Genomic DNA, 25,394 nt, shown 5'->3' on the forward strand with positions numbered 1-25,394 from the left:
CGTGAGCGACACCCTGGCGACCGGGACGGCGCGCACCGACCGGGAACGGGTGCTGGGCCGCCGCCGCGAGCGGGTGGGGCCGGGCGGCGACCCGGTGGCGCCCGCCCCGGCCCGGCCGGACGCCCCGGACGGGCCGGCCGAGGGGAAACAGCCGGCCGGCGGCGGCGTGGTGCTCGACTGCGGCTGGGGGCGGCTGGTGTTCGGCCAGACGTTCACCGAGCAGGCCGCCGTGGCGGCGGTGCTGCGCTCGGAGGCGGCCGGGGCACGGGACATCTGCATCTACCTGCGCGACCCGCACGTGCTGGTGTCCCGGCTGCCCGACGAGCTGTTCATCGACCCGTCGCTGACGTACCGGCTGCGGCTGCCCGCGCCGCCGACCGCCGCCGACGAGCGCGACGGGCTGCCCGGGCTGCGGATCCGGACGCTGCGCGACGCGGACGACGCCGACGCGGTGAACCGGATCTACGCCCGCAACGGCATGGTCACCGCCCCGGTCGACGTGCTCGTCGACAACGCCCGCACCGACCGGTTCCTGCACCTGGTCGCCGAGGACGCCGCCGGGGACGTGGTCGGCACGATCACCGGCGTGGACCACGTCGCGGTCTTCGCCGACCCGGACAACGGGGCGAGCCTGTGGTGCCTCACCGTGGACTTCAACACCGCGCCACCCGGCACCGGCCAGGCGCTGCTGACGGAGCTGGCGGCCCGGCTCACCGCGCGCGGGCGGGCGTTCGTCGACCTGTCGGTGCTGGCCGAGAACACCGGGGCGATCCGGCTGTACGAGCGGCTCGGCTTCTACCGCACCGCGACGCTCTGCGTGAAGCGGAAGAACCCGATCAACGAGCGGCTGTTCCTGCCGGCCGCCCCGAAGGGGTACGACCGGCTCAACCCGTACGCGAAGATCGTCGCGGACGAGGCGATGCGCCGGGGCATCCGGGTGGAGGTCACCGACCCGGAGTGGGGCGAGCTGCGGCTGAGCAACGGCGGCCGGACGATCGTCACCCGCGAGTCGCTGTCCGAGCTGACCTCGGCGGTGGCGATGAGCCGCTGCGACGACAAGCGGGTCACCCGGCGCATCCTCACCGAGGCGGGCCTGTCGGTGCCGGCCGGGCGCACCGCGACCGGCGACGACGCCGACGTCGAGTTCCTGGCCGAGGTGGGCCGGGTGGTGGTGAAGCCGGCGCGCGGCGAGCAGGGCAACGGCATCACCGTCGGCGTACGCACGCCGGAGGCGCTGACCGCCGCCGTGGCGCTGGCCCGCGGCTTCTGCCCGGACGTGCTGATCGAGCAGATGCGCGACGGCGAGGACCTGCGGGTGATCGTCATCGACCACGAGGTGGTGGCCGCCGCCGTCCGGCGGCCCGCCCAGGTCACCGGCGACGGGGTGCACGACGTCGCCGAGCTGATCGAGCGGCAGAGCCGCCGCCGGGCCGCCGCCACCGGGGGCGAGTCGCGCATCCCCGTCGACGACATGACCCGGGAGGTCGTCGCCGAGGCCGGCTACGAGCTGAGCGACGTGCTGCCCGAGGGGACGGTGCTGGCCGTGCGCCGCACCGCGAACCTGCACACCGGCGGGACGATCCACGACGTGACGGGCGAGCTGCACCCGGCGATCGCCGAGGCGTGCGTGGCGGCCAGCCGGGCGCTGGACATCCCGGTGACCGGGCTGGATCTGCTGGTCAGCGCCCCGGACGACCCGGAGCACGTGTTCATCGAGGCCAACGAGCGGCCCGGCCTGGCCAACCACGAGCCGCAGCCGACCGCCGAGCGCTTCGTCGACCTGCTCTTTCCCGGCACGCGGGCACCGCAACGCCTCTGGACACCGGCGGGTGCGGCAAGCTCTCAGGCATGACCGCACGCAAACCCGTCCCGCTGAAGATCGACCTGGACTACCTCCGCCAGGTGCTGGTGGAGCTGCTGGAGATCCCGAGCCCGTCGGGGCGCACCGACCACGTGCAGCAGTACGTGGGCGAGCGCCTCTGGGCGCTCGGGATCTCCTCCACCCTGACCCGGCGCGGCGCGCTCAGCGCCTGCCTGCCGGGCCCCCGGGAGACCGGGGCGGACCGGGCGGTCGTGGTGCACACCGACACCATCGGCGGGATGGTGAAGCGGCTCAAGGAGAACGGCCGGCTGGAGCTGATGCAGGTCGGCACGCACAGCGCCCGGTTCGCCGAGGGCGCGCACGTGCGGATCTTCACCGACGACCTGGACCGGGTGATCAGCGGCCAGGTGCTGCCGCTGAAGGCCAGCGGGCACCGCTACAACGAGGCCGTCGACCTCCAGGGGGTCGGCTGGGAGCAGGTCGAGGTGCGGGTCGACGAGCCCGTGGCCGACGAGGCCGGGCTGCGGGCGCTCGGCATCGACGTCGGGGACTTCGTGGCGTTCCTGCCGAATCCGACGATCACCCCGAGCGGGTACGTCAAGTCCCGGCACCTGGACGACAAGGCCGGGGTCGCGGCGGTGCTGACCGCGTTCAAGGCGATGGTCGACGCGGGCGTCACCCCGGCGGTGACCGCGCACCTGCTGGTGACGGTCACCGAGGAGATCGGGCACGGGGCGAGCCACGGCCTCGACCCGGACGTCGCCGAGATCGTCTCCGTGGACGCCGCGGTGGTCGCCCCCGGGCAGCAGTCCCGGGAGAACGCGGCCACCCTGGCCATGGGCGACGGGGTGGGCCCGTTCGACTACCACCTGACCCGCAACCTCGCCTCGATCGCCCGCGAGCACGGGGTGGACCTGGTGCGCGACGTCTTCGAGTTCTACCGCTCGGACGTGGCGGCGGCGGTGGAGGCGGGCGCGCACGCCCGGGTGGCGCTGCTCGGCTTCGGGGTCGACGCCACCCACGGCCACGAGCGCACCCACCTCGACGGGCTGGGCCACCTCACCCAGTTGCTCTGCCTCTACCTCCAGAGCGACCTGGTGTTCCCCGAGTGGGACGCCGAGCCCGAGGGCGACCTGGCCGACTTCCCGTCGCTGGCGGTGCAGCCGGCCAGCGAGGAGGGCCCGCGCGAGGGCCCCATCGGCATCGCCGACTGACCGCTCCGGCAGCGCCCGTCGGGGCCGCTCCGGCAGCGCCCGTCGGGGCCGCCCCGGCAGCGCCGGCAGCGCCGGCCGACCGTGCCTGAGCCGCTGGTCGAAATCCGTTGCCGACGCCCCCGGGGAGTGGATAGCGTGGCGGTACACGGGAAAGGAGGTGGTCCAGACTTGTATAGCAATCGGACTCGTGAGGTGGCTGTCCGCTAGCCGCTGTCCTCGACAGTGAGAACCTGCCCGCCGCGAGGCGGGTGCACGATCGTCGAGACCGTGTGGCAGCGGTGCGGCGAAACCACGACAGCCACCCGACCCCCGGGGTGCCGGCCAAGTCCAGCCGGCCCGTGCGCGAGCACGGAAGCCCCGGGGGTCGCTTCATGTATCCGCCGGGGAGAGCGCCGTGTCCATGCGTGAACTGGTGGTGCTCGGGACGGCCAGCCAGACCCCGACCCGGGCGCGCAACCACAACGGGTACGTGCTGCGCTGGGACGACGAGGTGATCCTCTTCGACCCGGGCGAGGGCAGCCAGCGGCAGCTCCTGCACACCGGCGTCACCGCCACCGACCTGACCCGGATCTGCGTCACCCACTTCCACGGCGACCACTGCCTCGGGCTGCCCGGCACCATCCAGCGGCTGTCGCTGGACCGGGTCCCGCGCCCGGTGGCGGTGCACTTCCCGGCCGGCGGGGCCGACTACTTCGCCCGGCTGCGGCACGCCAGCTCCTTCCACGAGACCGCCGAGCTGGCCGTCGAACCGATCAGCGCCGACGGGCAGCGGGTCTCCCTGCGCGGCGGCGTCCTGGAGGCCCGCCGGCTGCGGCACCCCATCGAGACGTACGGCTACCGGCTCGTCGAGCCGGACGGCTGCCGGATGCTGCCGCAGCGGCTGGCCGCGTACGGGATATCCGGCCCGGCCGTCGGCGAGCTGCTGCGCGCCGGCCACCTCGACGTCGGCGGGCGGCGCGTCACCCGCGACGAGGTGAGCGTGACCCGCCCCGGGCAGCGGTTCGCGTTCGTGATGGACACCGGGCTCTGCGACAACGTGTACGCCCTCGCCGAGCACGCCGACCTGCTGGTCATCGAGTCGACGTTCCTGGCGAGCGAGGCCGCGCTCGCCGCCGAGGTCGGGCACCTCACCGCCGGTCAGGCCGCTCAGGTGGCGGCCGAGTCGGGGGTACGCACGCTGGTGCTCACCCACTTCTCCCAGCGCTACGGCGACGCCCGGCGCTTCGCCGACGAGGCCCGCGAGCACTTCGCCGGTGAGCTGGTCGTCGCCGAGGACCTGACGACCGTCCCGGTGCCGCCCCGGCGGGTACCCTCGGCCGGGTGACGATCACTCTCCGCCACGCCACCGTCGACGACCTACGTGCCGTGGGGGCGCTGCACCAGCGTTCCCGGGTGGCGGCGTACTCGTCGTTCCTGCCGGCGGAGGCCCTCGCGGACCCGACGGAGGAGGCGATGGGGTGGTACTGGGTGGAGCGGTGGACCTGGGAGCGCGACGACCACCTGATGACCATCGCCGAGCGTGACGGCCGGCTGGTCGGCTTCAGCTACGTGGGCCCGGACGACGCGGGCGACCCGGCGACCGGGCTGCTCAACGCCATCCACCTCGAACCCGCCGAGCGGGGCCGGGGCACCGGCCGGGCGCTGATGGACGACGCGCTGGCCACCATGCGCGACCGGGGCCGGACGCGGGCGGTGCTGTGGGTGCTGGCGGGCAACGCGCCGGCCCGGCGCTTCTACGAGCGGGGCGGCTGGCAGCCCACCGGCGAGCGCCGGGAGGAGCTGATCGGCACCGCCCTGACCCCCCAGCTCCGCTACGCCCGCGCTGTGTAAGGAAGGGCCCCCTGTTAACGCATACGGTAGAGAAGGGTTCCCCTCTCACCCTCGCCCCGAGCGCGCCGCCAGGCGGCCAAGCTAGAGGCGTACGTGGTGACGGCGAGCGGGCCGCCGACGGACCCCGGTGCGCCGGTCCAGCCGCTCCTTCCGTATCCGGAGCGCAGTACCTTGGGGTTCATCGGATCGCCGATCGCTTCCTTCAGTTCAGCGCCTGCCGACATTAGGCTGTGCTCGCCCTCGCGGAACGTGCCGGAGGAAGGGGCATTTGGCAGATGATCTTGCGCAGCAAAGTGAAGGAAAACGAGGAAGTTGATCTTTAGAACCGCAGGTCAAGAAGTCTGCTCCCCGCGCACGCGGGGGTGATCCCGGCGTGTTGACCGAGAAGATCAAGGCGGGCGTCCTGCTCCCCGCGCACGCGGGGGTGATCCGGAGGCGAACCGGCGATGACCATCCCCGACCTCCTGCTCCCCGCGCACGCGGGGGTGATCCCGCGACAAGCGAATCAGCGGGCGCGGACGGGCCCTGCTCCCCGCGCACGCGGGGGTGATCCCGCCACCACCACCGAGCGGGCCCTCGTCGCCAACTGCTCCCCGCGCACGCGGGGGTGATCCCCGAGGCCGCCTCTTCTTCCTCCGGGTGCCCGTCTGCTCCCCGCGCACGCGGGGGTGATCCCGTACGAGTCGTACTGCGCGGCGGGCCAGGGCTCTGCTCCCCGCGCACGCGGGGGTGATCCCGATCGCCTCAGCGGCCGGACGGTGCGTGCTGCCTGCTCCCCGCGCACGCGGGGGTGATCCCAGGATGCTTTTTCCCGAGCCGGTGCCGCACGACTGCTCCCCGCGCACGCGGGGGTGATCCGATCGGCCACACCGACGGCCGGTTCACCGACCCCTGCTCCCCGCGCACGCGGGGGTGATCCCGATGGCGACCGGCTGGGCGCTGAACGCGAACGCTGCTCCCCGCGCACGCGGGGGTGATCCCCGATCGCGTGATGATCTCGATCGTGCCTGGCGCTGCTCCCCGCGCACGCGGGGGTGATCCGATCCACCGCCGGCTTCTGCTGGGCGCGGTCGGCTGCTCCCCGCGCACGCGGGGGTGATTCCGCGCGCCGGCGAGCCGGGTCGAACACGGCGCCCTGCTCCCCGCCCACGCGGGGGTGATCCTGAGCGTGAATCGGCGCTCCGCCTCCGTGCGCACTGCTCCCCGCGCACGCGGGGGTGATCCCTCATGTGCACGTCGTACGCGGAGGGGGTGTAGCTGCTCCCCGCGCACGCGGCGGTGATCCCACACCGCCCGCCACCGTCTTGTTGGCCAGGGCCTGCTCCCCGCGCACGCGGGGGTGATCCGGCGCAGAGGCCGGCGCAGGTCTTCGACCTGGACTGCTTCGCACGTGGACCGATTCCAAACGCGGCGGTCCGCCGAACCCGTCCAGGCCGCACCGGACCAGCCCGGACGGCCGGGAGCCGCACGGCCGCGCAGGCGACGAGCCGTACTCCCAGACGACGAAGGTCCCCAGCCTCACACGCTGGGGACCTTCGGCGGCGTTCGGGGGAATCAGCCCAGCGGGCTGCTCTTCTTCGCCAGGTCGACGAAAGACTGCCAGGTGCCGGGGGTGAAGCGGAGGGTGCCGCCGTCACGGTCCTTGGTGTCGCGCACCAGCACGACGCCCGGCATGTTGTCCGCGACCTCGACGCAGGACCCGCCGTTGCCGCCGGACCTGGTCGACTTCCGCCACTGCGGGGTCGTCATCGACTCCATGACTTGGCCACCTCCTTGATCAGTTCGATGGACTGCCGGCGGGAAAGCGCCTCGTTCCGCACGATTTCCCACGTCTTCGCGAGCCTAGCAACGTCGGCGGGCGCATCGACGATCTGCGCGTTGAGCTGGTTGTCCGCGTGCGCCACCCGCGCGCCGTCGGGCAGCTCGGCGATGATGAACTGGCCGGCCAGCCCCAGGTACATGCCGGCGTCGACGGGCACGACGTGCACCTGGACGTGTTCCCGCATCGATTGTTCGGCAAGGTGGTCGAGCTGTTCCGCCATGAGCCCCGGCTGATCGAGCACGGGTCGGCGCAGCACGCTCTCGTCCACCACTGCGATGAACTGCGGTGGGCGCTCGCGCTCCAGGATCTCCTGCCGGTTGAGCCTGGACGCGACGATCCGCTCCACCTCGTCGGCGGTGAACCGCCCGCCCGCGAGCGTCGCCCGCGCGTACCGCTCGGTTTGGAGCAAACCCGGGAGGTACGACAGCTCGAACCAGCGCAGCGTGGTCGCGTCGCGCTCGAACTCGATCCATTCGCGCAGCCAGACCGGCTCGGCGTCCAGTTTGGCCAGTTCGCGGAGCATCCGACCGAACCGGTCACCGAGCTGGTAGTGCTCGTCGACCGCCTTCATGTACTCCTTCGTCGGCGGGCGTCCCCCCGTCTCGACGGAGCTGACATGCGAGCCGGAGTAACCGATGGACCGGCCGAACTCTTCCTGGCTGGTCCCGAGTGACGCTCGGAACAGTCGCAGCTCCCCGAGCACGTAGTTCGTGGCAGTGCCCATCCGTCCCCCAGTTTCGGCTCGTCCTCGTCGGCGTGTCCCGCACGCCCGCCCGGTCGGGCCGCTGACCTGCGCGGACCGAGCGAGCGCGTATCGAGAGTAACGACGCTCTCACCAGACTGTCACCACGCGGATTCGCTTTCGGCCCGGAGGCGGAGGCGAGTTCTGCGCCGGGGGTCGCCCGGTCCTTCCGCGAGCCGGCGACCCCCGCCTACACCACGAGGAGGAAAGGAATGAGCCCTGAACGGGGACAGGCGTCGAGAGTGAACCCGCTGGTCACCGCCGGCGACGTGCTCACCCTCCAACCGTGTGACTACTGCATCGGGCAGACGGTGCTGTCGTTGCAGGTCACCTACGTTCCTCGGTACGCGAACTTCCTGGCGTCGCGGTGGGTGCGGCTCGAAGGGCTGGAGCTGCGCCCCGACGGAACGCCGTGGCGCGAGCGAGTCGTGATGGTCCGGGTGCAGGCCATCATCGACGCCCCGACGGCCCGCCCGGGGCCCGAGACGCGGGAGCGGTGATGGCCCCACACCCACCGAGGTACGCGGGCGGCCCGTGCTTCGTCTGCGGCGCGCCGTGGCCGTGCTTCGAGCGGCAGTTGTCGACTCTCGTGGAGTTCGCCGGCCGGGGCGAACTGCTCGTGGCATACATGGGTGACTGGTACCGCCTGGGGGTCGAGGAACGCCAGCGGCGCGGTCTGCCACCCGACCCGGGCATGGAGCTGCGGCACCTGGGGTGGCTCGACATGGTCCTGCCCGCGCAGGGCGAACAGCGCAGCGGTGATGTCTGAGGCCGCGCCGCCCAGAAGGCCGATGCCAGGCGGCCTGAGGCCGATGCCAGGCGACCTTCTGCACGTCACCCGCGCCGCCAGCGTCCAGTTCGTGCGGCCGATCTTCTTCCGCGTCATCCGCGTTCACGACGACTGGCACACCTACCAGGGCTGGCTCTGGCTCGACGGCTGCCGCTGCCAAGGCCGGTGCGGAGCGGGCGGGGGCCGAACGCTGGCCTCGCCCGCTCCGCACCGGCGGCGGCGTTAATAAGGGGCCCTTCCGCTACCGAAAGCGTTAACAAGGTGCCCTTCCTTACAGCTTCAGCGGGCGCCGAGGTGGGCCAGCAGGTCCTGCCGGGTGAGCACGCCCTTGGGCTTGCCGTCGACCAGCACCAGCGCCGCGTCGGACTTCTCCAGCAGGGCGACCGCCTCGCTGACCGGCTGGCCGCCGCCGATCATCGGCAGCGGGTCGGCGGTGTGCCGCTCGATGGTGTCGTGCAGGTGCGCCTGGCCGGTGAACAGGGCGTCGAGCAGGTCCTTCTCGGCGACCGAGCCGGCCACCTCGCCGGTGACCACGGGCGGCTCGGCCTTGAGCACCGGGAGCTGGGAGACGCCGTACTCGCGCATGTAGTCGATGGCGTCGCGGACCGTCTCGGTGGGGTGCACGTGCACCAGCTCGGGCAGCCCGCCGGGCTTGCCCGCGAGGGCGTCGGCGACGGTCGGCTCGGTGCCGGAGTTGTCGAGGAAGCCGTACCGGGCCATCCACGCGTCGTTGAAGATCTTCGACAGGTAGCCCTTGCCGCTGTCGGGCAGCAGCACCACGATCACGTCGTCCGGGCCGGCGTCGCGGGCCACCTCCAGCGCGGCGACCACGGCCATCCCGCAGGACCCGCCGACCAGCAGCCCCTCCTCGCGGGCCAGCCGCCGGGTCATCTCGAACGACGCCTTGTCGGAGACCTCAACGATCCGGTCGGCGACGTCCCGGTCGTAGGTGGTGGGCCAGAAGTCCTCGCCGACGCCCTCCACCAGGTAGGGACGGCCGGTGCCACCGGAGTAGACGGAGCCCTCCGGGTCCGCCCCGACGATCTGCACCCGGCCGTCGGAGGCCTCCTTCAGGTAGCGACCGATGCCGGAGATGGTGCCGCCCGTGCCCACCCCGGCGACGAAGTGGGTCAGCCGGCCGTCGGTCTGCTTCCACAGCTCGGGGCCGGTGGTCTCGTAGTGCGAGCGCGGGTTGGCCGGGTTGCTGTACTGGTCGGGCTTCCACGCGCCGGGGATCTCCCGGGCCAGCCGGTCGGAGACGTTGTAGTAGGAGCGCGGGTCCTCCGGCGCGACGGCGGTCGGGCAGACCACCACCTCCGCGCCGTACGCCCGCAGCACGTCCTGCTTGTCCTGGCTGACCTTGTCGGGGCAGACGAACACGCACCGGTAGCCCTTGAGCTGCGCCACCAGGGCCAACCCGACGCCGGTGTTGCCGCTGGTCGGCTCGACGATCGTGCCGCCGGGCCGCAGGATGCCGGCGGCCTCGGCGTCCTCGACCATGCGCAGCGCGATGCGGTCCTTCACCGAGCCGCCCGGGTTGAGGTATTCCACCTTCGCCAGCACGGTGGCCCGGATGCCCTCGGTCACGTTGCGCAGCCGCACCAGCGGGGTGTTGCCGATCATCTCGACGACGTTGTCGTAGTAGTGCACCTCGTTGTGCCCTTCGTTGCGGCGCCGGCGACGGCGGCCGGGCAGACGTTGATTCGACGCCCAGGGTACGTCCCGTCAGGGCACCACATGGCCCGGGATGACGGAGGCCCGGCGGACCTCCCACTCCAGGAACCGCTCGGTCTCCGCGAGCACCGCACCGGCCAGCCAGGTCACCATCACCGCGTCGTCGGCCAGGCCGAAGACCGCCAGCGGGATCTCCGGGAGCAGGTCGATCGGCGAGACGATGTACGCCGTCGCCGCGGTCATCAGGGCCAGCCGGAGGCCGCCGTCGTACTCGCCGCGGGTGGTGGCCCGGATCATCCGGGGCAGCGCCGCCAGCCGGGCCCCCAGCGACGGGCCGCCCCGCGCCCCGGCGGTCAGCGCCCGGGCCAGCGCCGCGAACGCCGCGCCGCGCTTCAGTGTCTTCCCCATCTCCACGCCCCTTTCGACTCCACAGCGTGCGGTGTCCACGCAAGGGGTACCCGCAACAGTCGCCTCCCAGCCAGAAACCGGGCAGTACGACGACAGCGGCGTGTCGTATCGGCGCGATAATGTCGGTGCATGGGGGTCGCTGGGGTCGCTGGCTCAATCGCACCGGCCGGTCCGCGCGGGCGGTCCGCCCCGCGCTGGCAGCCCGGCCCGCGCTGGCAGCGGGCGCGGCGGCTGGCCCGCGTCGCGGCGATCGGCACGGGCGCCACCGCCGCGGCCGCCGCGGCGACGACCGGGGTCCTGCTCGGCCAGGCCCGGCAGGCCCGGCGCACCATCCCGATGGCCGAGGCTCCCCCGCCGCGCTGCGACGGCGTCTACGGCGCGAAGCTCCCCGGCCCGCCGCTGACCATGGTCGTCCTCGGCGACTCCTCCGCCGCCGGCTACGGCGTGCACCGCCGCCGGGAGACGCCGGGTTCGTTGCTGGCCACCGGGCTGTCCCGCCGGCTGCACCGGCCGGTGCGGCTGCGCCGGTTCGCCGTGGTGGGCGCCATCTCCTCGGGCCTGAAGCCGCAGGTGGAGGCCGCGCTGGAGGTGTCGCCCGACGTCGCGGTGATCCTGATCGGCGGCAACGACGTCACCAACCGCACCCCGCCGGCCCTGGCGGTGCGCTACCTGGTCGACGCGGTCCGCGCGCTGCGCGGGGTCGGCTGCGAGGTGGTGGTCGGCACCTGCCCCGACCTCGGTGCCATCCAGCCGATCCAGCCGCCGCTGCGCTGGCTGGCCCGGCGGTGGAGCCGGCAGCTCGCCGCCGCCCAGACGGTGGCGGTGGTCGAGGCGGGCGGCTGGACGGTCTCCCTCGGGGACCTGCTCGGCCCCCGGTTCGTCGCCGAGCCGACCCGGATGTTCGCCTGGGACCGGTTCCATCCCTCCGCGGAGGGGTATGCGGTGGCCGCCGCCGCGCTGCTGCCGACGGTGCTCTCCGCGCTCGGCGGGGCGCCGGAGCGCCGCGCCGGCCTCGCCCGGGGCGAGGGTGTCCGGTCGCTGCCGGAGGCGGCCCAGGAGGCGGCCCGGCACGCCGGAACGGAGGTCAGCGCCACCCAGGTCCGGGGCCGCGACCGCGGGCCGGGCGGGCGGTGGGCGCAGCTGCGCCGGCGGGCCTTCTTCGGCGTCGGCGCGGTGCCGCAGGCCGGTCCGGCAGCCGACTCACCCACACTGGAAGGACGGCCATGACCGAGCACGGCGGCAGGCGCGGTGGCGGTGACCGGGGGCTCGGCGCGGAGCTCGCCGTCCGGCTGGGCCGGGCGGCGGCGATGTCCCTGGTCGCCGGGACGATCGGCGGCGCGGCCGTCCTGGCCGGCGAGGCGTTCCTGGCCCGCAACCGCCCGTACGCCCAGCCCGAGCTGGGCCTGGCCCTGCGCGCCACGATCGGCCGGGCCGGCGCGCCGCCGCTGCGGCTGGTCCTGCTCGGCGACTCGTCCGCGCTGGGGGTCGGGGTGGCCCGGCTCGGCGACACCGTCGGTGGCCAGTTGGCCAACCTGCTCGCCGAGGGTCCGACCGGCCGGCGGGTGCACCTGTCCAGCGTCGGGGTGTCCGGCTCCCGCTCCACCGACCTGGCCACCCAGGTGGCCCGGGCGCTGCTCGGCCCGCGCCCCGACGTGGCGGTGGTCCTGATCGGCGCCAACGACGCCACCGCGCTGCGCAGCCCGGCCGAGGCCGGGGCCTACCTCGGGTCGGCCGTGCGGCGGCTGCGCGAGGCGCAGGTCGAGGTGGTGGTCGGCACCTGCCCGGATCTCGGCGCGGCCCGCGCGATCGCCCCGCCGCTGCGGCAGGTGGTCGGCTGGTCCGGCCGGCGGATCGCCCGCGCGCAGACGACGGCCGCGCTGGACGCGGGCGGCACGGTGGTCGACCTGGGCACCGAGACCGGCCCGGTGTTCCGGGCCGACGCCGGCACGTTCTGCCACGACGGCTTCCACCCGTCCGCCGACGGGTACCGGATCTGGGCGCACGCCCTGCTCCCGGCCGTCGCCGCCGCCGCGGACGTCGCCCCCCGCCATTGATCGGGCCCGCCCGGCGGGCGGCGGGCCGGGGTGACATTTCCCGCTGGTCGCTCTGCTTCCCGGTAGGTTACCGCCAAGTTAACGTTGGTTCATGCCGACTGAGTCGTCCCGCGATGCCGTCATCGTCGCCACCGCCCGCTCCCCCATCGGCCGGGCGCACAAGGGTTCCCTGCGCGACGTCCGCCCCGACGACCTCGCCGCCACCATCGTCCGGGCCGCCCTGGACAAGGTCCCCCAGCTCGATCCGACCGAGATCGACGACCTCTACCTCGGGTGCGGCCTGCCCGGCGGCGAGCAGGGCTTCAACATGGCCCGCGTGGTCGCCACCCTGCTGGGCCTCGACGGCCTGCCCGGCGCCACGCTCACCCGCTACTGCGCCTCGTCGCTCCAGACCACCCGGATGGCGATGCACGCGATCCGGGCCGGCGAGGGCGACGTGTTCGTCTCCGCCGGGGTGGAGACCGTCTCCCGCTACGCGCGCGGCAACTCCGACGCGCTCCCGCCGCAGGCGCAGGAGCTGGTCGGGGGCGGCTGGGAGAACCCGCGCTTCGCCGCCGCGCGGGAGCGCTCGGCGCGGCGCGCCGAGGGCGGCGCGGAGGTCTGGGCCGACCCCCGCTCCACCGGGGAACTGCCCGATGTCTACCTGGCCATGGGGCAGACCGCCGAGAACCTGGCCCAGGCGTACGACGTGAGCCGCGCCGAGATGGACGCCTTCGGCGTGCGCAGTCAGAACCTGGCCGAGAAGGCGATCGCCGACGGCTTCTGGGCCCGCGAGATCACCCCGGTCACCACGCCCGACGGCACCGTGGTCGACACCGACGACGGCCCCCGTCCCGGGGTGACCCTGGAGGGCGTCGCCGGGCTCAAGCCGGTGTTCCGCCCCGACGGCCGGATCACCGCCGGCAACTGCTGCCCGCTCAACGACGGCGCGGCCGCCGTGGTGATCATGAGCGCCCAGCGGGCCCGGGACCTCGGCCTCACCCCGCTGGCGCGGATCGTCTCCACCGGCGTCACCGCCCTCTCCCCCGAGATCATGGGCCTCGGGCCGGTGGAGGCGTCGAAGCAGGCCCTGCGCCGCGCCGGGATGACCATCGACGACGTCGACCTGGTGGAGATCAACGAGGCGTTCGCCGCCCAGGTCATCCCCTCCTACCGGCAGCTCGGCATCGACGAGGAGAAGCTGAACGTGATGGGCGGCGCGATCGCCGTCGGCCACCCGTTCGGCATGACCGGCGCCCGGATCACCGGCACGCTGCTCAACGCCCTGGACTGGCACGACAAGAGCATCGGCCTGGAGACGATGTGCGTCGGCGGCGGACAGGGCATGGCCATGGTCCTCGAACGCCTGAGCTGAGCCGCGCGTCGCCTCCCGGCGCTCCCGCCGACCGCACGGGCGGCCGGCCAACGGGGTCGGCGCACGGGCTGCCGCGCGGCGCCGGCGCACGGGCATCCTGCCACGCGGGGCCGGCGCGCGGACATCCTGCCACGCGGGGCCGGCGCGCGGGCGTCAGAGCGCGGACCGGGTCGCCGTCACCTCGGCGGCGGCCCGGGTCAGCACGGCGTCGGCCGGGGCCGCCGCCAGCAGGTCGGCGGCGACCACCCGGAGCTGGTCGGGCAGGGCCAGGTCGTTGTCGAGCCGGGGCACCGCCCGGCGGGGCTGCCCCTCGGCGTCGGCGGCGAGGTTCGCGATCTCCTGCACCAGCCGGTGCACCAGGTCGGCCCGGGGCACGTTGCCGCCGCCGGCCGAGGCCGCCCAGCGCGGCTGCTGCCAGTGCCCGACCTGACGGACCAGCAGCTCCACGGCCCGGCCCAGTTCCGCTGCGCTCACCGCGCCGAGTCTACGGACGCCGGGCCGACGTGCCCCGTGCGGTCGCCGTGCCCGGCGCGGCCGGTGGACGGCCGGGGCGGGGCGGCCGGGCCGGAACACGACGGCGCCCGCCGCCGCGAGGTCGCGGGGCGGGCGCCGTCGAGCGACGAGGGTCAGTCGTCGCCCTGGAAGTAGCTCAGCAGGCGCAGGATCTCGATGTAGAGCCAGACCAGGCTGACCAGGATGCCGAACGCGGCCGTCCAGGAGTAGCGCTGGGGCAGCCCCATCCGGACGCCCTCCTCGACCTCCGCGAAGCTGAGCACGAAGCTCAGCGAGGCGACCACGATGCAGACCAGGCTGAAGCCGATGGCCAGCGGGCTGCCGTCGCGCAGGCCGGTGTTGACGCCGAACAGCGCCAGCACCAGGTTGATCAACATGACCGCGAACAGGCCGACCATCGCCGCGACCATGCCTCGGACGAACTTCGGGGTGGCCCGGATGACCCGCGCCTTGTAGAGCATGGCCATCAGGAAGAACACGCCGAAGCTGGCCACCACGGCCTGGAGCACGATGCCGTCGTAGAGCGAGTTGAACGCCTTGCTCACCATGCCGACGAAGACGCCCTCGACGACGGCGTACGCGATGACCAGCGCCGGGTTCGCCATCCGGGAGAACGAGATGATCAGGCCGAGGACCAGGCCCACGACCGCCGCGCCGATCCAGGCCACGCCGAGCAGCGCGTCCGGGACGAGCACCCAGGCCGCCGCGGCGGACGCGCCGAGGATGCCCAGCAACACGACGGTCTTGACCACCACGTCGTCGATCGACATCGGCGTCACGGTGGGCGGCGCGGCCGGGTAGCCCGTCGCGCCCGGGTACTGCTGCGGATAGCCGGGCTGCCCGTAGGGCCCGGTCGGGGCGTACCCGGTGGCCCGTTCCCGCTCGGCCGCCTGGCCGAGTCGGGCGAGCACCGGGTTCGAAGTCTTCACTGTCAGGCCTCCCTCAGGGGGTCGTCGCACGTGAACGTGCCCTTCCAGGGTAGACGGCCCGCTCGACGCCGTGGAGATCACCGACCGGCGCAGGAGCTGTGAAGAAGCTGAGAGACCCGCCGTGACGCCCTCGCCGTCACCGGCGGTCGCCCTCACCGGCGCCGTCACCGTGCTGCGCGTGCCCGGGGCGGGGGTCGAACCCGCACGCCTTGCGGCAGCCGCTTTTAAGGCGGCCGTGTCTGCCGTTCCACCACCCGGGCTGGGCGGCCCCGCGCGTCGCCCACGCGCCGGTGCAGTGTCACCGTAGCGGGTCCGCCACGACCCGGCGTACCCCGGCGGCGCTCCCGCACTAGGGTCGACCCGTGAGCAGCGCAGCCCCCACGGCCCCCGACGCCGCCCCCGACCAGGCAGTCCGTTCCGACGTCCCGACCCGGGCCGCCGGCCGGTGGGCCCGGCTGCGGGCCGCCGTCGCCCGGCACCGGGCCGACCTGCTCGTCGGGCTGCTGTTCGCGGCCCTGGCGGGCTGGCTCACCCACGGGCTCTGGCCCGACCCGTCCGGCCGGGTGCTGGCGCTCAACCCCGAGGACCAGACGCTGTACGAGTGGTTCCTGGCCGTCGACTCGCGCGCCCTGCTCGGCGACTTCGGGCTGCTCACCGACCGGCTCAACGCCCCCGACGGGGTGAACCTGATGGCCAACACCACGGTCATCGCGCTCGGCGTCGCCTTCGCCCCGGTCACCCTGCTGTTCGGCGCGCCGGTCACCTTCGCCCTGCTCGCCGGGCTCAACCTCGCCGGCACCGCCCTCGCCTGGCACCTGCTCTTCACCCGCCTCCTCGGTGCGCGACCGCTCGCCGCCGCGCTCGGGGCCGGGCTGTGCGGCTTCGGGCCGGGCATCGTCTCGCAGACCAACAGCCACCTGCACATGACCGCCCAGTGGCTGGTGCCGGTGATCGTCTGGCTGGTGGTCCGGCTGCTGCGCGCGGCCGACCCGCTGGGCCGCGTGGGCCGCCCCGGCGGCACCCCGCCCGACGGCGGCGGCCACCACGGGGGCGACGGCGGGCCGGGGCGGGGCGGCCCCGACCGCCGCCGGATGCTCACCTCCGCCGTGGGCCTCGCCGCCGTGGTCAGCGTCCAGGTCTTCGTCGGCGAGGAGGTGCTCTTCCTCACCGCGCTGACGCTGCTGGTGATGGCCGTCGCGTACGCGCTGGCCGACCGGGCGCTGCTGCGCCGGGCGCTGCCCGGTTTCGCCGGGGGGATGCTGGTCGCCGCCGGGCTGGCCCTGCTCGTGCTGGGATACCCGCTGTGGTTCCAGTTCGCCGGCCCGCAGGGCGTCGCCGACGGCATGTTCAGCCCGGACTACTTCTCGGCCGACCTGGCGAGCTGGTGGACGCTCTCCCCGCTGTCGGCCGCCGGCAGCGACGAGGCGGCCCGGCTCACCACCGGCCCGGCCGAATACAACACCTTCCTCGGCTGGCCCCTGCTCGTGGTCACCCTCGGCTGCGCGGTCTGGCTGGGCCGCCGCCCGCTGGTGCTCGCCTGCGCGGCCGGGGCGCTGGTCATGGGCGCGCTGTCGCTCGGCCCGGACGTGGTCGTCGGCGGCGACCGGACCAGCATCCCCGGCCCGTACGCCCTGCTGGCGGGCCTGCCGGTGGTGGACGGCGCGCTGCCGATGCGATTCGCCCTGGCGGTGCTGCCGCTGGCCGGCACGCTGCTGGTGCTGGCCGTGGACCGGGCGCTGCGCGGCACCGGCCGGGCGCGCCGGCTGGTGCCGGCGGCGGTCGGGCTCGCGCTGCTGCCGGTCCTGCCGGCCCCCCTGCCCACCGCCGAGCGGCCGGCGCTGCCGGAGTTCATCGCGGCCGGCCACTGGCGGGAGTGCGTCCGCCCCGGCGGGGTGCTGGTGCCGGTGCCGCTGCCCACGCCGAAGGAGCCGTGGCCGATGCGCTGGGCCACGGCCGCCGACGCCGCGTTCGCCATGCCCGAGGGCTTCTTCATCGCCCCGTACGGCAAGGGCGGCACCGCCGCCATGGGCACCTGGAAGCGCCCCACGTCGTACCTGCTCAGCGAGGTGGCGAAGCGGGGCGGGCGGCCGGCGATCGGCGACCGGGAGCGGCGGCAGGCGGCCCGGGACGCCGACCGTTGGGGCGCGTCCTGCTTCGCGGTGGCCGACGGCACCCGCCACGCCGACGACCTGCGCGCCACCCTGGACCAGCTCTACGGCCCGGCCACCCGGATCGCCGACGCGTGGATCTGGCGGGTCTGACGCTCCCGCCGGTCCGGTCCGACCCGCCCTGCCGGGCTGCCGCCGCGCCCCGGCCGGTCGCTCAGCGTGGGGCCGCCGCGTGCGCCGCCACCAGCCGCTGCGCGGCCGTGGACGCCCCGTCGGCGCGGACGGCGGCGGCCAGCGCCCGGGCCCGGTCGGCGACCTCCGGGCGCAGGGCGACGGTGAGCGCCGCGACCAGCGAGTCCACGCTGGGCGGGACGGGCTCGTGCGCGCTGCCGACGCCGAGCGCGTCGACCCGGCGCGCGAAGTAGTGCTGGTCGTACACCTGCGGGACGACGACCTGCGGCGCGCCGGCCCGGGCGGCGGCGGTCGTGGTGCCCGCGCCGCCGTGGTGCACCACCGCGGCGACCCGCGGGAACAGCGCCTGCTGGTTGACCTCGCCGACGGCCAGGCAGTCGGGCTGGCCGTCCACGGCCGCCAGCGACGCCCAGCCCCGCGAGACGAGCACCCGACGCCCGAGGGCGCGGGCCGCCCGGACCAGGGTCGTGGTCAGGTGCTGGTCCACGGCGATGCTGCCGAAGCCGAAGTAGACGGGCGGCTCGCCGGCCGCCAGGAAGCTCTCCAGCTCCGGGGGCAGGGCCCGCTCGTCCGGCAGGATCCACGCGCCCGTCTGGACGACGTCGAGGTCGGCGGGGCCGGGCCAGGGCGCCAGCGCCGGGTCGGCGGCCAGCCACGGCCGGTCGGTGAACATGTGGCTGCGCACGTCACCGGCCGGGGGCAGCCCCACCGCCGCCCGCCGCGCGTCGAGGGCGGCCCCGAACGTGTCGTTGAAGTGCCGCGCGTTCTCGGCCCAGAGCGCGGCGTTGTCGGCGGTCGCGGGCGCCGGCGCCTGGCCGGACTGGGGCAGCGGCGGCGGGGGGTGGTGCGGCGACGGGAAGACCGCCGGGCTCCACGTCGCGAAGACGTAGGGCAGGCCGTGCAGCTCCGCCACCGACCGGGCGGCGACCTGGAGGGCGGTCACCGCGACCACGGCGTCGCAGCCCTCGACCGCCGCCGAGAACACCTCGAACTGCACGGCGAGGGAGGCGGCCGCCAACTGCCGGACCCGGGTCGGCGAGGCCGGCACCCTGGGCGTCTGCCGGACGGACGAGGCCGACCGACGCCATTCGGGGCCGATCGGCACGAAGGGAAGCCCGAAGGACCCGATCCACTTGGCGAAGTCCGGGGGCGCGCAGAGGCGCACCTCCTGGTCGAGGGCCCTGAGCTGCATGGCCAGGGCCACCACCGGCTGGACGTCGCCGCGTGACCCGATCGCCGACAACAGAAAACGCACCGGAGCCCGCCTCTCCCCGTGGACCGGACCGGACCGGACGAGAATGGCCCTCGGGCCCGGGGCCGTCAAGGACGCCGGCACGGAGAGTGGCTGTCGCGTAGCGGACGGGCGGCGGGGGTGAGCGGCGTCACCCCAGGTGGGGCCAACCCCGCCAGGAGACGGAATCGACCCCCGCCAATGGGCGGCTAAAGTGTGCCCTTGGTCACACCTCAGCCGCGCGGCTGGGACGCCTCGGCGAACTCCTCACGCGGGTCGTGCAGCTGGCCGAGCGCGACCACCTCGCGCTTGAGGAAGAACGCCAGCGACCAGTCGACCACGACCCGGACCTTGCGGTTGAACGACGGGATCCGCGACATGTGGTACGTCCGGTGCATGAACCACGCCGGCCAGCCGGTCATCTTGATGCCGTAGACCTGGGCGACGCCCTTGTGCAGGCCGAGGCTGGCCACGCTGCCAGCGTGCTTGTGCTTGTAGTCCACCGGCTGACGGCCACGGATCACGTTGGCGATGTTGTCGGCCATCCGGGCGGCCTGGCGCACCGCGTGCTGGGCGCTGGGCGAGCAGAAGTTGCCCGGCTCCTTGGTCAGGTCCGGCACCGCCGCGCAGTCGCCGGCGCTCCACGCGCCCTCGACCACCCGGTCGCCGTCGACGACCTGGAGGGTCGGCAGGCAGGTGACGCGGCGACGCTCGTCGCGCGGGAAGTCGGTGGCGTCCAGCATCGGCGACGGCTTGACGCCGGCCGTCCAGACGATCGTGTCGGAGCGGAAGCTGTCGCCGTCGGAGAGCTTCACCACCCCGTCGACGCAGGACTCCAGGCGGGTGTCCAGCCGGATGTCCATGTTCCGCTTGAGCAGCTGCTGCACCGTGTACGCGCCCATGTCCCGGTCGACCTCGGGCAGCACCCGCTGGGTCGCCTCGACCAGCACCCAGCGCATGTCCTCCGGCTCCAGCTCCGGGTAGTAGCGCAGCGCGTCGCGGGCCATGTCCTCCATCTCGGCCAGGGCCTCGATGCCCGCGTACCCGCCGCCGACGAAGGTGAACGTCAGGGCGCTGCGGCGCACCTGCGCGTCCTGCGTGGCCGCCGCCACGTCGAGCCGGTCGAGCACGTGGTTGCGCAGGTAGATGGCCTCGCCGATGGTCTTGAACCCGATGCCGTGCTCGTGCAGGCCGGGGATCGGCAACGTGCGGGAGACCGAGCCGGGGGCCACCACGACGTGGTCGTAGGGGATCTCCCGGGTCGGGCCGCTGATCGGCTGCACCGTGGCGACCTTGCGGTCGTGCTCGATCCGGGTGACCGTGCCGGCCACCACCTTGCACCGCCGCAACTCCCGCCGCAGCGGCACCACGGAGTGCCGGGGGGAGATGTTGCCGGCCGCCGCCTCCGGGAGGAACGGCTGGTACGTCATGTGCGGCTGCGGGTCGACGACGACGACCTCCGCCTCCCGCGAGGAGAGCTTCTTCGACAGGCGAAGGGCGGCGTAGAGACCGACGTGCCCGGCACCGACGACAAGGATCCGCTTCGGATTCACGCCTACCATCTTTCCCCCGCCGGCCCCGCTAACCCCTGCCGAGACCCCCCTTTGTGACGGAGCACAACACGTGTGAGCTGCATGACGCGCATTGCCGTTCCGTCATTTGCGACGCAGCAGCCACCCCAGCAACGCGCTCACCGCCACCGCCACCAGCAACCCGGCGACCGTCACGCCGAGGTGGCCCCGGTCGGGCCCGGCATCGGCGACCCGGACGAGGAGCACCCCGAGCACCGCCGAGCCGAGCAGCACCCCGCCGGCCCGGGTGAGCCAGCGCACGACCAGCTCCGGATCCACCACCGCGTCGTACGGCAGCAGCGCCGCCAGCGCGGCCAGCGAGTGCGCCAGGTACAGGGCCGCCGCCACGGCGAGCAGCCGCCACAGCGCGACCGGCCGGTCGTACCCCTCGGTGGCCAGCAGCCAGCCGCCGACCGCGACGAGGGCGGCGAACGTCGGCCAGATCCGGCGCGGCCCGACCGCCGGCAGCAGCGCCACCAGCGCGAGGGCGGCCAGCGGGCGGCCGGTGAGAACCTGCGCCGGGTACGCCAGCAACAGTCCCCCCAGGGTCGCGCCGAAGATCCCGGCGCGCACCAGCAGCGGGACCGCGCTGACCCGGTTGACCGCCGAGCGGGCCGCCCGGGCGCGTTCGGTCACCACCTCGACCGGGTTCACCGGCACCGCCCTTCGTCACCCGTCCGCCGGGCTGCCCCGTTCACCGGCCGCCCACCCGCGGGGCGGTGGCGAGCCGGGCCACGTCGCGCAGCACCTGGTCGAGGCTGCCCGCGCCCGCCCAGCGGACCACCGGCACGCCGTGCTCGCGGAGCTGGCCGATCATGGTGTCCCGGTCGATCCGCCACAGCCGGAACGCCACCTCGGACCAGCCCTGCCGGCCCGGTGGCGGCAGGTCGTCCGGGAGCGTGTCCACCGCCACCACGAACCGCCCGGACCGGGCCATCCGGGCCAGCATCTGGGCGGACCGCTCGTCCAGCAGCGGGGTCAGCACCACCACCAGCGCGTCCGAGGAGAGGATCTGCGGCCCGAAGACCTGGTCGTACGGCTCGTGCGGCGACGCCTCGGCGCGCACGTCGAGCAGCCACTCCAGCAGCGTGAGGTATTGCCGGCGGCCCGTGGCGGGGCGCAGCCGGCGGGCCGCCGGGCCGTACTCCAGCAGCGCCACCCGGTCGCCCCGGTGCAGGTAGTGCTCGCCGATCGCGGCGGCGGCCCGCACGGTGGTGTCCAGCACCGACGCGGCCCCGCCGACGCCGCCGGAGCGGCCCGCCTCGGCGAGGACGTCGAGCAGGACGACCACCTCGGCGTCCCGGTCCGACAGGGTGGCGGCCACGTGCAGCTGCCGGGCCCGCAGCGACACCCGCCAGTCGACCCGGCGCAGCCGGTCGCCGGGGCCGAAGACCCGCACCCCGGCCAGCTCGCCGCCCTCCCCGGGCCGGCGGGAGTGGTGCGCGCCGACCAGGCCGGCGGCGCGGGGCATCGCCTCCACCGCCTCGAACGGCTCCGTCTTCGGATACACCCGGAACCGGACCGGCTCGGTGATCGCCGCCCGGGAGACCAGCATCCCCCCGGCGGCGGCGACCCGCGCCCCGGCCGGGCCGATCGGGTGCCGGCCCCAGCGCCGGGCCTTCCCGGCCAGCTCCAGGTCGACGGCCGTGCCCGGGTCGACGACGGTCACGAAGGGCCGGTCCACGCCGCTGCGGGACAGGTCCACCCGGGCCCCGCCGACGCCGGCCCGCTCCACCAGCAGCCACGGCGAGACCCGGGTGCGCACCACCGCCACGTCGTAGCCGACCGTGTCCGGGTTGCCGACGCTGACCGTGCCGGTGAACTCGCTGCCCTCGACGAGGTGCCCGTCGTCCGCGGTGATCCACAACTGCGGGCCCGCCGTGGGCCGGCGGCGCAGCGCGTACGCGGTGCCGAGCGCGAACGGCACGGCCAGCACGACCAGGTCGACCCGGCCGAGCAGCACCCCGGCGATCAGCAGCAGGCCCGCCAGCAGCACCGCCCGGCCCAGCGCCCAGGTGGGCACCCAGCCCGCCGCCTGCGGCCCCTCGGGGGTGGACACGGCCGTCAGCGCCCCGGCCGGCCGGCGGCGTAGCTCGGCAGCGCCCCGCTGGCCGGGGCCGGGGTCTGGTCGAGCACCTCCCCGACCACGAAGGACGGGTCGACGCGCCGCAGCCACATCTCCGGGCGCAGCGTGATCCGGTGCGCCAGGGCCGGCGCGGCCACCTCCTTGACGTCCTCGGGCACCACGTAGTCCCGGCCGGCGAAGACCGCCCGCGCGCGGGCCAGCAGCAGCAGCGCCAGCGAGCCGCGCGGCGACGCCCCGACCAGCACCGACGGGTGCTCCCGGGTGGCGGCGGTGAGCGCCACGATGTAGCGGCCGATGGAGTCCTCCACCACCACGTTCTCCAGCGCGACCTGCATGGCCCGCAGGGTGGCGGCGTCGACGACCGGGGTGATCTCGGCCTCCTCGCGGCGGCGGCCCATCCGCCGGCGCAGCACCTCCCACTCCTCCTCGCCGTCCGGGTAGCCGAACGACACCCGCAGCAGGAACCGGTCGAGCTGCGCCTCCGGCAGCGGGTACGTCCCCTCGTACTCGATCGGGTTGGCGGTGGCCAGGACGTGGAACGGCTCGTCGAGCCGGTAGGTCACGCCCTCCACCGAGACCTGCTTCTCCTGCATCGCCTCCAGCAGCGCCGACTGGGTCTTCGGCGGCGTCCGGTTGATCTCGTCGGCGAGCAGCAGGTTGGTGAAGACCGGGCCGGCGCGGAAGGAGAAGTCGCCGCTGCGCTGGTCGTAGAGGAAGGAGCCGGTGACGTCGGCGGGAAGCAGGTCGGGGGTGAACTGGAGGCGGCGGAAGTCCAGCCCGAGGGCCTGGGCGAAGGACCGGGCCGTCAGCGTCTTGCCCAGGCCGGGCAGGTCCTCCAGCAGCACGTGGCCGCCGGCCAGGATGCCGGCGAGGACCAGCTCCAGGGCCTCCCGCTTGCCCACCACCACCGAGCCGACCGCGTCCAGCACCGCCCGGGCCAGGCGGCCGACCTCGGCGGCGGGCACGGTCCGGTCCACGTCCTTCATCAGATCTTCTCCAGTTCGGCGACGATCGCCACGAGGTCGCGCGGCGACGGGGTGCGGCGGGGCGGGGTGTCCAGGAACGTCGAGAGCCGGTCGCCCAGCAGGGCGCGGGCGCGGGCCGGGTCGGACTCGCGGGTCACGCCGTGCCGCTGGCGCAGCCGCTCGTCGGCCAGCTCGCCGAGGCGGGGCAGGATCCGCTCGGCGAACCGCTCCGGGTTGCCCGCCGACCAGTCCAGCGGCCGTTCCCAGCCGTTGATCGCGGCGCGCAGCGCGTCCCGGGCGGCCCAGTGGTAGTGGCCGTCCTCCTCGCCCGCCGGGATGCGGGCCCCCGACCGGGGCGGTGGCGGCGGGGCCAGCGCGGCGGTGACCCGGCGCACGGCGAGCAGGGCGAGGACCCCGGCGACGACCACCCACAGCGAGAGCTGCAACCCGACGGCCCGCAGCCCGGCCACCACCACGGCGGTCAGCGCCCCGGCCACCAGGAGGGTCTTCAGCACGCCGCCGACCCGGCCGCCCCGGGCGGGCCGCTCCTGCGCGGGCTGCTCCTCCTCGGCGGAGCCGAGCAGGTCGTCGATGCTGGTGCTCACGCCGGGCCCCCGGCGACGCCGGTCGCGCCGGCCGTCACGGCGGTCAGCTCGCCGCGCAGCCGGCGCAGCGCGGCCCGGGCCTGGTCGCGGGTGCGCTCGCCGACCGGCCGGGTAGCGTACCGGGCCTCCCGGTAGACGTGGGCGAACTCGGCCAGCACGTCGGCGCTGGCGATCGCCGGCACCCCCGCGTCGGGGTCGCCGCGCAGCAGGCGGGTCACCAGGTCGGTGGGGGTGTCGCCGGTGTGCCGGGCCACCCCGGCCGCCTCGGCGGCCTCCTCCAGCCGCACCCAGCAGGCGATCACGGCGGTGCGCGGGTCGACGTCGGCGTCGTCCAGCTCGACCAGGCCGGCGTCGAGCGCGGCCACCACCTCGCGGGCGGTGCCCTCGGCGGTGCGCCGCGCCCGGTCCGCCGGCAGCGCCCGGGTGGTGCGGCGGGCCACCCCGCGCAGCAGCGTCCAGCCCACGTAGCCGAGGGCGACGGCGATCGCCAGGCCGAGCAGCGCCACCGCGACGGTGCCCAGCCACTCGGGGATGTGCGCGCGGGTGGCCTCCCCGGCGTCGCGCGGCTCCACCGGGATCGACGGCGGCGGCTGCGCGGTCGGGTACTCCGGCACGTACGGGATGTTGTCGGCGGCGGGCGGGATGCGGCTCGCGCCGAGCGACGAGTGGCCGGCGGCCACCGCGGCGGCGGCGAGCAGGGCCGTCACCGCGACGATCGGCCACCACCTGCGCAGCACGCTGAGGTCCATCGGCACCGCCCCACGCCCGTCAGTCCACTCCGGCCAGTTGCTTCGCCCGGGCGAACACGTCGTCCAGCATCCCCGGTGTCAGCCGCCCGGTGAACGTGTTCTGCTGGCTGACGTGGTAACACCCCAGCAGCGCCGGTGCGGCCGTGCCGGACCAGTGTGCCCCATGGCCGAACGCCGGTCGCGGGCTGGGCGGGCGCACGCCGTACACCTCGCGCAGCGTCGGCCACCACGCGGCCCAGGCGAAAGCGCCCAGCGCGACCACGACGCGCAGCGTGGGCCGGATCAGCGCGACCTCCCGGCGCAGCCAGGGCGCGCAGGTGTCCCGCTCCGCCGGGGTGGGCTTGTTGTCCGGCGGCGCGCAGCGCACGGCGGCGAAGATCCGGGTGTCGCGCAACGCGAGGCCGTCGTCGGCGGCGACGCTCGTCGGCTGGTTGGCCAGGCCGGCGCGGTGCAGGGCGGCGAAGAGCACGTCGCCGGAGCGGTCGCCGGTGAAGATGCGCCCGGTGCGATTGCCGCCGTGCGCGGCGGGGGCCAGGCCGAGGATGCCGATCCGGGCATCGGCGACGCCGAAGCCGGGCACCGGCCGCCCCCAGTAGGTCTGGTCGCGGAAGGCCGCCCGCCGCGTGCGGGCGACCTCCTCCCGCCAGGCGACGAGGCGCGGGCAGGCGAAGCAGTCGGCGACCGCGCCGTCGAGGTCGACCAGGTCGGTCGCCCGCGCGGCGCGGGCGACCACCT

General features: G+C 74.9%; 25 protein-coding genes, 1 tRNA gene and 1 CRISPR repeat array. Of the genes, 11 read left to right on the plus strand and 15 right to left on the minus strand.

Annotated elements, in window-relative coordinates; genetic code table 11:
- The first annotated feature begins 1 nt into the window (after nucleotide 1).
- The 4 genes from ngg to HDA31_RS24355 all read left to right on the plus strand — a co-directional run bounded on the left by ngg (nucleotide 2) and on the right by HDA31_RS24355 (nucleotide 4,866).
- The gene (gene ngg / locus HDA31_RS24340) at nucleotides 2-1,852 is read left to right on the plus strand and encodes an N-acetylglutaminylglutamine synthetase (protein WP_178063423.1); all 1,851 of its coding nucleotides are present in this window, start codon (nucleotides 2-4) and stop codon (nucleotides 1,850-1,852) included.
- Nucleotides 1,849-3,036 (plus strand): osmoprotectant NAGGN system M42 family peptidase, encoded by a 1,188-nt coding sequence (locus HDA31_RS24345; protein WP_178063422.1) that lies wholly within the window; start codon nucleotides 1,849-1,851, stop codon nucleotides 3,034-3,036. The genes ngg and HDA31_RS24345 overlap by 4 nt, the downstream gene beginning before the upstream one ends.
- A 394-nt stretch (nucleotides 3,037-3,430) precedes the next feature.
- Nucleotides 3,431-4,360: a ribonuclease Z gene (locus HDA31_RS24350; protein WP_178063421.1), complete on the plus strand. Its 930-nt coding sequence runs from the start codon at nucleotides 3,431-3,433 to the stop codon at nucleotides 4,358-4,360.
- The gene (locus tag HDA31_RS24355; protein ID WP_178063420.1) at nucleotides 4,357-4,866 is read left to right on the plus strand and encodes a GNAT family N-acetyltransferase; all 510 of its coding nucleotides are present in this window, start codon (nucleotides 4,357-4,359) and stop codon (nucleotides 4,864-4,866) included. Before HDA31_RS24350 ends, HDA31_RS24355 begins: the two co-directional genes overlap by 4 nt.
- Before the next feature lie 341 nt (nucleotides 4,867-5,207).
- Nucleotides 5,208-6,213: a CRISPR direct-repeat array (repeat unit 29 nt; unit sequence CTGCTCCCCGCGCACGCGGGGGTGATCCC).
- A 207-nt stretch (nucleotides 6,214-6,420) separates the two neighbouring features.
- Here the strand turns inward: HDA31_RS24355 and HDA31_RS24360 are convergent.
- Both HDA31_RS24360 and HDA31_RS24365 read right to left on the minus strand, forming a co-directional pair.
- Nucleotides 6,421-6,615: a DUF397 domain-containing protein gene (locus tag HDA31_RS24360; protein WP_178067115.1), complete on the minus strand. Its 195-nt coding sequence runs from the start codon at nucleotides 6,613-6,615 to the stop codon at nucleotides 6,421-6,423.
- Nucleotides 6,612-7,412 carry a helix-turn-helix domain-containing protein gene (locus HDA31_RS24365; RefSeq protein WP_178063419.1) on the minus strand — a complete coding sequence of 267 codons (801 nt, stop codon included), beginning with the start codon at nucleotides 7,410-7,412 and terminating at the stop codon, nucleotides 6,612-6,614. Before HDA31_RS24365 ends, HDA31_RS24360 begins: the two co-directional genes overlap by 4 nt.
- A gap of 230 nt (nucleotides 7,413-7,642) precedes the next feature.
- Between HDA31_RS24365 and HDA31_RS24370 the strand changes: the two genes are divergently transcribed.
- The 3 genes from HDA31_RS24370 to HDA31_RS24380 are packed head-to-tail and all read left to right on the plus strand — an operon-like array spanning nucleotide 7,643 to nucleotide 8,446.
- Nucleotides 7,643-7,930 (plus strand): hypothetical protein, encoded by a 288-nt coding sequence (locus HDA31_RS24370; RefSeq protein ID WP_178063418.1) that lies wholly within the window; start codon nucleotides 7,643-7,645, stop codon nucleotides 7,928-7,930.
- Complete coding sequence (locus HDA31_RS24375) at nucleotides 7,930-8,199, plus strand: hypothetical protein (protein ID WP_178063417.1); 270 nt, start codon at nucleotides 7,930-7,932, stop codon at nucleotides 8,197-8,199. Before HDA31_RS24370 ends, HDA31_RS24375 begins: the two co-directional genes overlap by 1 nt.
- A gap of 34 nt (nucleotides 8,200-8,233) precedes the next feature.
- Nucleotides 8,234-8,446: a hypothetical protein gene (locus HDA31_RS24380; RefSeq protein ID WP_376701466.1), complete on the plus strand. Its 213-nt coding sequence runs from the start codon at nucleotides 8,234-8,236 to the stop codon at nucleotides 8,444-8,446.
- Nucleotides 8,447-8,499: 53 nt separating this feature from the next.
- Here HDA31_RS24380 and HDA31_RS24385 read toward each other — a convergent pair whose 3' ends face one another.
- Both HDA31_RS24385 and HDA31_RS24390 read right to left on the minus strand, forming a co-directional pair.
- Nucleotides 8,500-9,870 (minus strand): cystathionine beta-synthase, encoded by a 1,371-nt coding sequence (locus HDA31_RS24385; protein ID WP_074476650.1) that lies wholly within the window; start codon nucleotides 9,868-9,870, stop codon nucleotides 8,500-8,502.
- A 75-nt stretch (nucleotides 9,871-9,945) separates the two neighbouring features.
- Entirely contained in the window at nucleotides 9,946-10,302 is a 357-nt protein-coding gene (locus HDA31_RS24390) for a YkvA family protein (protein WP_043963969.1), read from the minus strand.
- A gap of 129 nt (nucleotides 10,303-10,431) precedes the next feature.
- On the opposite strand from HDA31_RS24390, the gene HDA31_RS24395 reads away from it, so the two are divergent.
- The 3 genes from HDA31_RS24395 (at nucleotide 10,432) to HDA31_RS24405 (ending at nucleotide 13,710) form a co-directional block, all read left to right on the plus strand.
- A complete protein-coding gene (locus tag HDA31_RS24395; RefSeq protein WP_246384409.1) occupies nucleotides 10,432-11,529 on the plus strand; it encodes an SGNH/GDSL hydrolase family protein in 1,098 nt (365 codons plus the stop codon).
- Between the two features lie 80 nt (nucleotides 11,530-11,609).
- Nucleotides 11,610-12,356, plus strand: coding sequence for an SGNH/GDSL hydrolase family protein (locus tag HDA31_RS24400; RefSeq protein ID WP_074476793.1), 747 nt, complete (start codon nucleotides 11,610-11,612; stop codon nucleotides 12,354-12,356).
- A 91-nt stretch (nucleotides 12,357-12,447) separates the two neighbouring features.
- Nucleotides 12,448-13,710, plus strand: coding sequence for an acetyl-CoA C-acetyltransferase (locus tag HDA31_RS24405; RefSeq protein WP_178063416.1), 1,263 nt, complete (start codon nucleotides 12,448-12,450; stop codon nucleotides 13,708-13,710).
- Between the two features lie 153 nt (nucleotides 13,711-13,863).
- On the opposite strand, the gene HDA31_RS24410 is transcribed toward HDA31_RS24405, so the two are convergent.
- The 3 genes from HDA31_RS24410 to HDA31_RS24420 all read right to left on the minus strand — a co-directional run bounded on the left by HDA31_RS24410 (nucleotide 13,864) and on the right by HDA31_RS24420 (nucleotide 15,412).
- Complete coding sequence (locus HDA31_RS24410; protein ID WP_178063415.1) at nucleotides 13,864-14,184, minus strand: hypothetical protein; 321 nt, start codon at nucleotides 14,182-14,184, stop codon at nucleotides 13,864-13,866.
- A gap of 152 nt (nucleotides 14,185-14,336) precedes the next feature.
- Complete coding sequence (locus tag HDA31_RS24415; protein ID WP_043961937.1) at nucleotides 14,337-15,152, minus strand: Bax inhibitor-1/YccA family protein; 816 nt, start codon at nucleotides 15,150-15,152, stop codon at nucleotides 14,337-14,339.
- Nucleotides 15,153-15,331: 179 nt separating this feature from the next.
- Nucleotides 15,332-15,412 (minus strand) — tRNA-Leu (locus HDA31_RS24420).
- 102 nt (nucleotides 15,413-15,514) lie between these two features.
- Here HDA31_RS24420 and HDA31_RS24425 point away from each other — a divergent pair.
- Nucleotides 15,515-17,413, plus strand: a complete 1,899-nt coding sequence (locus HDA31_RS24425; protein WP_178063414.1) for a hypothetical protein — start codon at nucleotides 15,515-15,517, stop codon at nucleotides 17,411-17,413.
- Between the two features lie 61 nt (nucleotides 17,414-17,474).
- On the opposite strand, the gene HDA31_RS24430 is transcribed toward HDA31_RS24425, so the two are convergent.
- From HDA31_RS24430 to HDA31_RS24465, 8 genes are all read right to left on the minus strand, one after another.
- A complete protein-coding gene (locus HDA31_RS24430) occupies nucleotides 17,475-18,707 on the minus strand; it encodes a glycosyltransferase (protein WP_178063413.1) in 1,233 nt (410 codons plus the stop codon).
- Between the two features lie 209 nt (nucleotides 18,708-18,916).
- A complete protein-coding gene (locus tag HDA31_RS24435) occupies nucleotides 18,917-20,236 on the minus strand; it encodes an NAD(P)/FAD-dependent oxidoreductase (RefSeq protein ID WP_178063412.1) in 1,320 nt (439 codons plus the stop codon).
- 102 nt (nucleotides 20,237-20,338) lie between these two features.
- Complete coding sequence (locus tag HDA31_RS24440) at nucleotides 20,339-20,908, minus strand: hypothetical protein (RefSeq protein WP_178063411.1); 570 nt, start codon at nucleotides 20,906-20,908, stop codon at nucleotides 20,339-20,341.
- A 40-nt stretch (nucleotides 20,909-20,948) separates the two neighbouring features.
- Entirely contained in the window at nucleotides 20,949-22,322 is a 1,374-nt protein-coding gene (locus HDA31_RS24445) for a DUF58 domain-containing protein (RefSeq protein WP_178067113.1), read from the minus strand.
- Nucleotides 22,319-23,326, minus strand: coding sequence for an AAA family ATPase (locus HDA31_RS24450; protein WP_178063410.1), 1,008 nt, complete (start codon nucleotides 23,324-23,326; stop codon nucleotides 22,319-22,321). The genes HDA31_RS24445 and HDA31_RS24450 overlap by 4 nt, the downstream gene beginning before the upstream one ends.
- Nucleotides 23,326-23,910, minus strand: a complete 585-nt coding sequence (locus HDA31_RS24455) for a hypothetical protein (RefSeq protein WP_178063409.1) — start codon at nucleotides 23,908-23,910, stop codon at nucleotides 23,326-23,328. The genes HDA31_RS24450 and HDA31_RS24455 overlap by 1 nt, the downstream gene beginning before the upstream one ends.
- Complete coding sequence (locus HDA31_RS24460; RefSeq protein WP_178063408.1) at nucleotides 23,907-24,659, minus strand: DUF4129 domain-containing protein; 753 nt, start codon at nucleotides 24,657-24,659, stop codon at nucleotides 23,907-23,909. The genes HDA31_RS24455 and HDA31_RS24460 overlap by 4 nt, the downstream gene beginning before the upstream one ends.
- 19 nt (nucleotides 24,660-24,678) lie before the next feature.
- Complete coding sequence (locus HDA31_RS24465) at nucleotides 24,679-25,392, minus strand: uracil-DNA glycosylase (RefSeq protein WP_178067112.1); 714 nt, start codon at nucleotides 25,390-25,392, stop codon at nucleotides 24,679-24,681.
- Between the last annotated feature and the right edge of the window lie 2 nt (nucleotides 25,393-25,394).

The organism is Micromonospora carbonacea (assembly GCF_014205165.1).
In the GTDB taxonomy this organism is placed as follows: Bacteria; Actinomycetota; Actinomycetes; order Mycobacteriales; family Micromonosporaceae; genus Micromonospora; species Micromonospora carbonacea.

What these genes read in the sequence shown, in the direction of transcription:
- HDA31_RS24345 (WP_178063422.1), top strand. Translation starts at nt 1,849, where the DNA reads ATGACCGCACGCAAACCCGTCCCGCTGAAGATCGACCTGGACTACCTC.
- HDA31_RS24375 (WP_178063417.1), top strand. Translation starts at nt 7,930, where the DNA reads ATGGCCCCACACCCACCGAGGTACGCGGGCGGCCCGTGCTTCGTCTGC.
- HDA31_RS24400 (WP_074476793.1), top strand. Translation starts at nt 11,610, where the DNA reads ATGTCCCTGGTCGCCGGGACGATCGGCGGCGCGGCCGTCCTGGCCGGC.
- HDA31_RS24360 (WP_178067115.1), bottom strand. Translation starts at nt 6,615, where the DNA reads ATGACGACCCCGCAGTGGCGGAAGTCGACCAGGTCCGGCGGCAACGGC.
- HDA31_RS24395 (WP_246384409.1), top strand. Translation starts at nt 10,432, where the DNA reads ATGGGGGTCGCTGGGGTCGCTGGCTCAATCGCACCGGCCGGTCCGCGC.
- HDA31_RS24370 (WP_178063418.1), top strand. Translation starts at nt 7,643, where the DNA reads ATGAGCCCTGAACGGGGACAGGCGTCGAGAGTGAACCCGCTGGTCACC.
- HDA31_RS24460 (WP_178063408.1), bottom strand. Translation starts at nt 24,659, where the DNA reads ATGGACCTCAGCGTGCTGCGCAGGTGGTGGCCGATCGTCGCGGTGACG.
- HDA31_RS24405 (WP_178063416.1), top strand. Translation starts at nt 12,448, where the DNA reads ATGCCGACTGAGTCGTCCCGCGATGCCGTCATCGTCGCCACCGCCCGC.
- HDA31_RS24365 (WP_178063419.1), bottom strand. Translation starts at nt 7,412, where the DNA reads ATGGGCACTGCCACGAACTACGTGCTCGGGGAGCTGCGACTGTTCCGA.
- HDA31_RS24450 (WP_178063410.1), bottom strand. Translation starts at nt 23,326, where the DNA reads ATGAAGGACGTGGACCGGACCGTGCCCGCCGCCGAGGTCGGCCGCCTG.
- HDA31_RS24390 (WP_043963969.1), bottom strand. Translation starts at nt 10,302, where the DNA reads ATGGGGAAGACACTGAAGCGCGGCGCGGCGTTCGCGGCGCTGGCCCGG.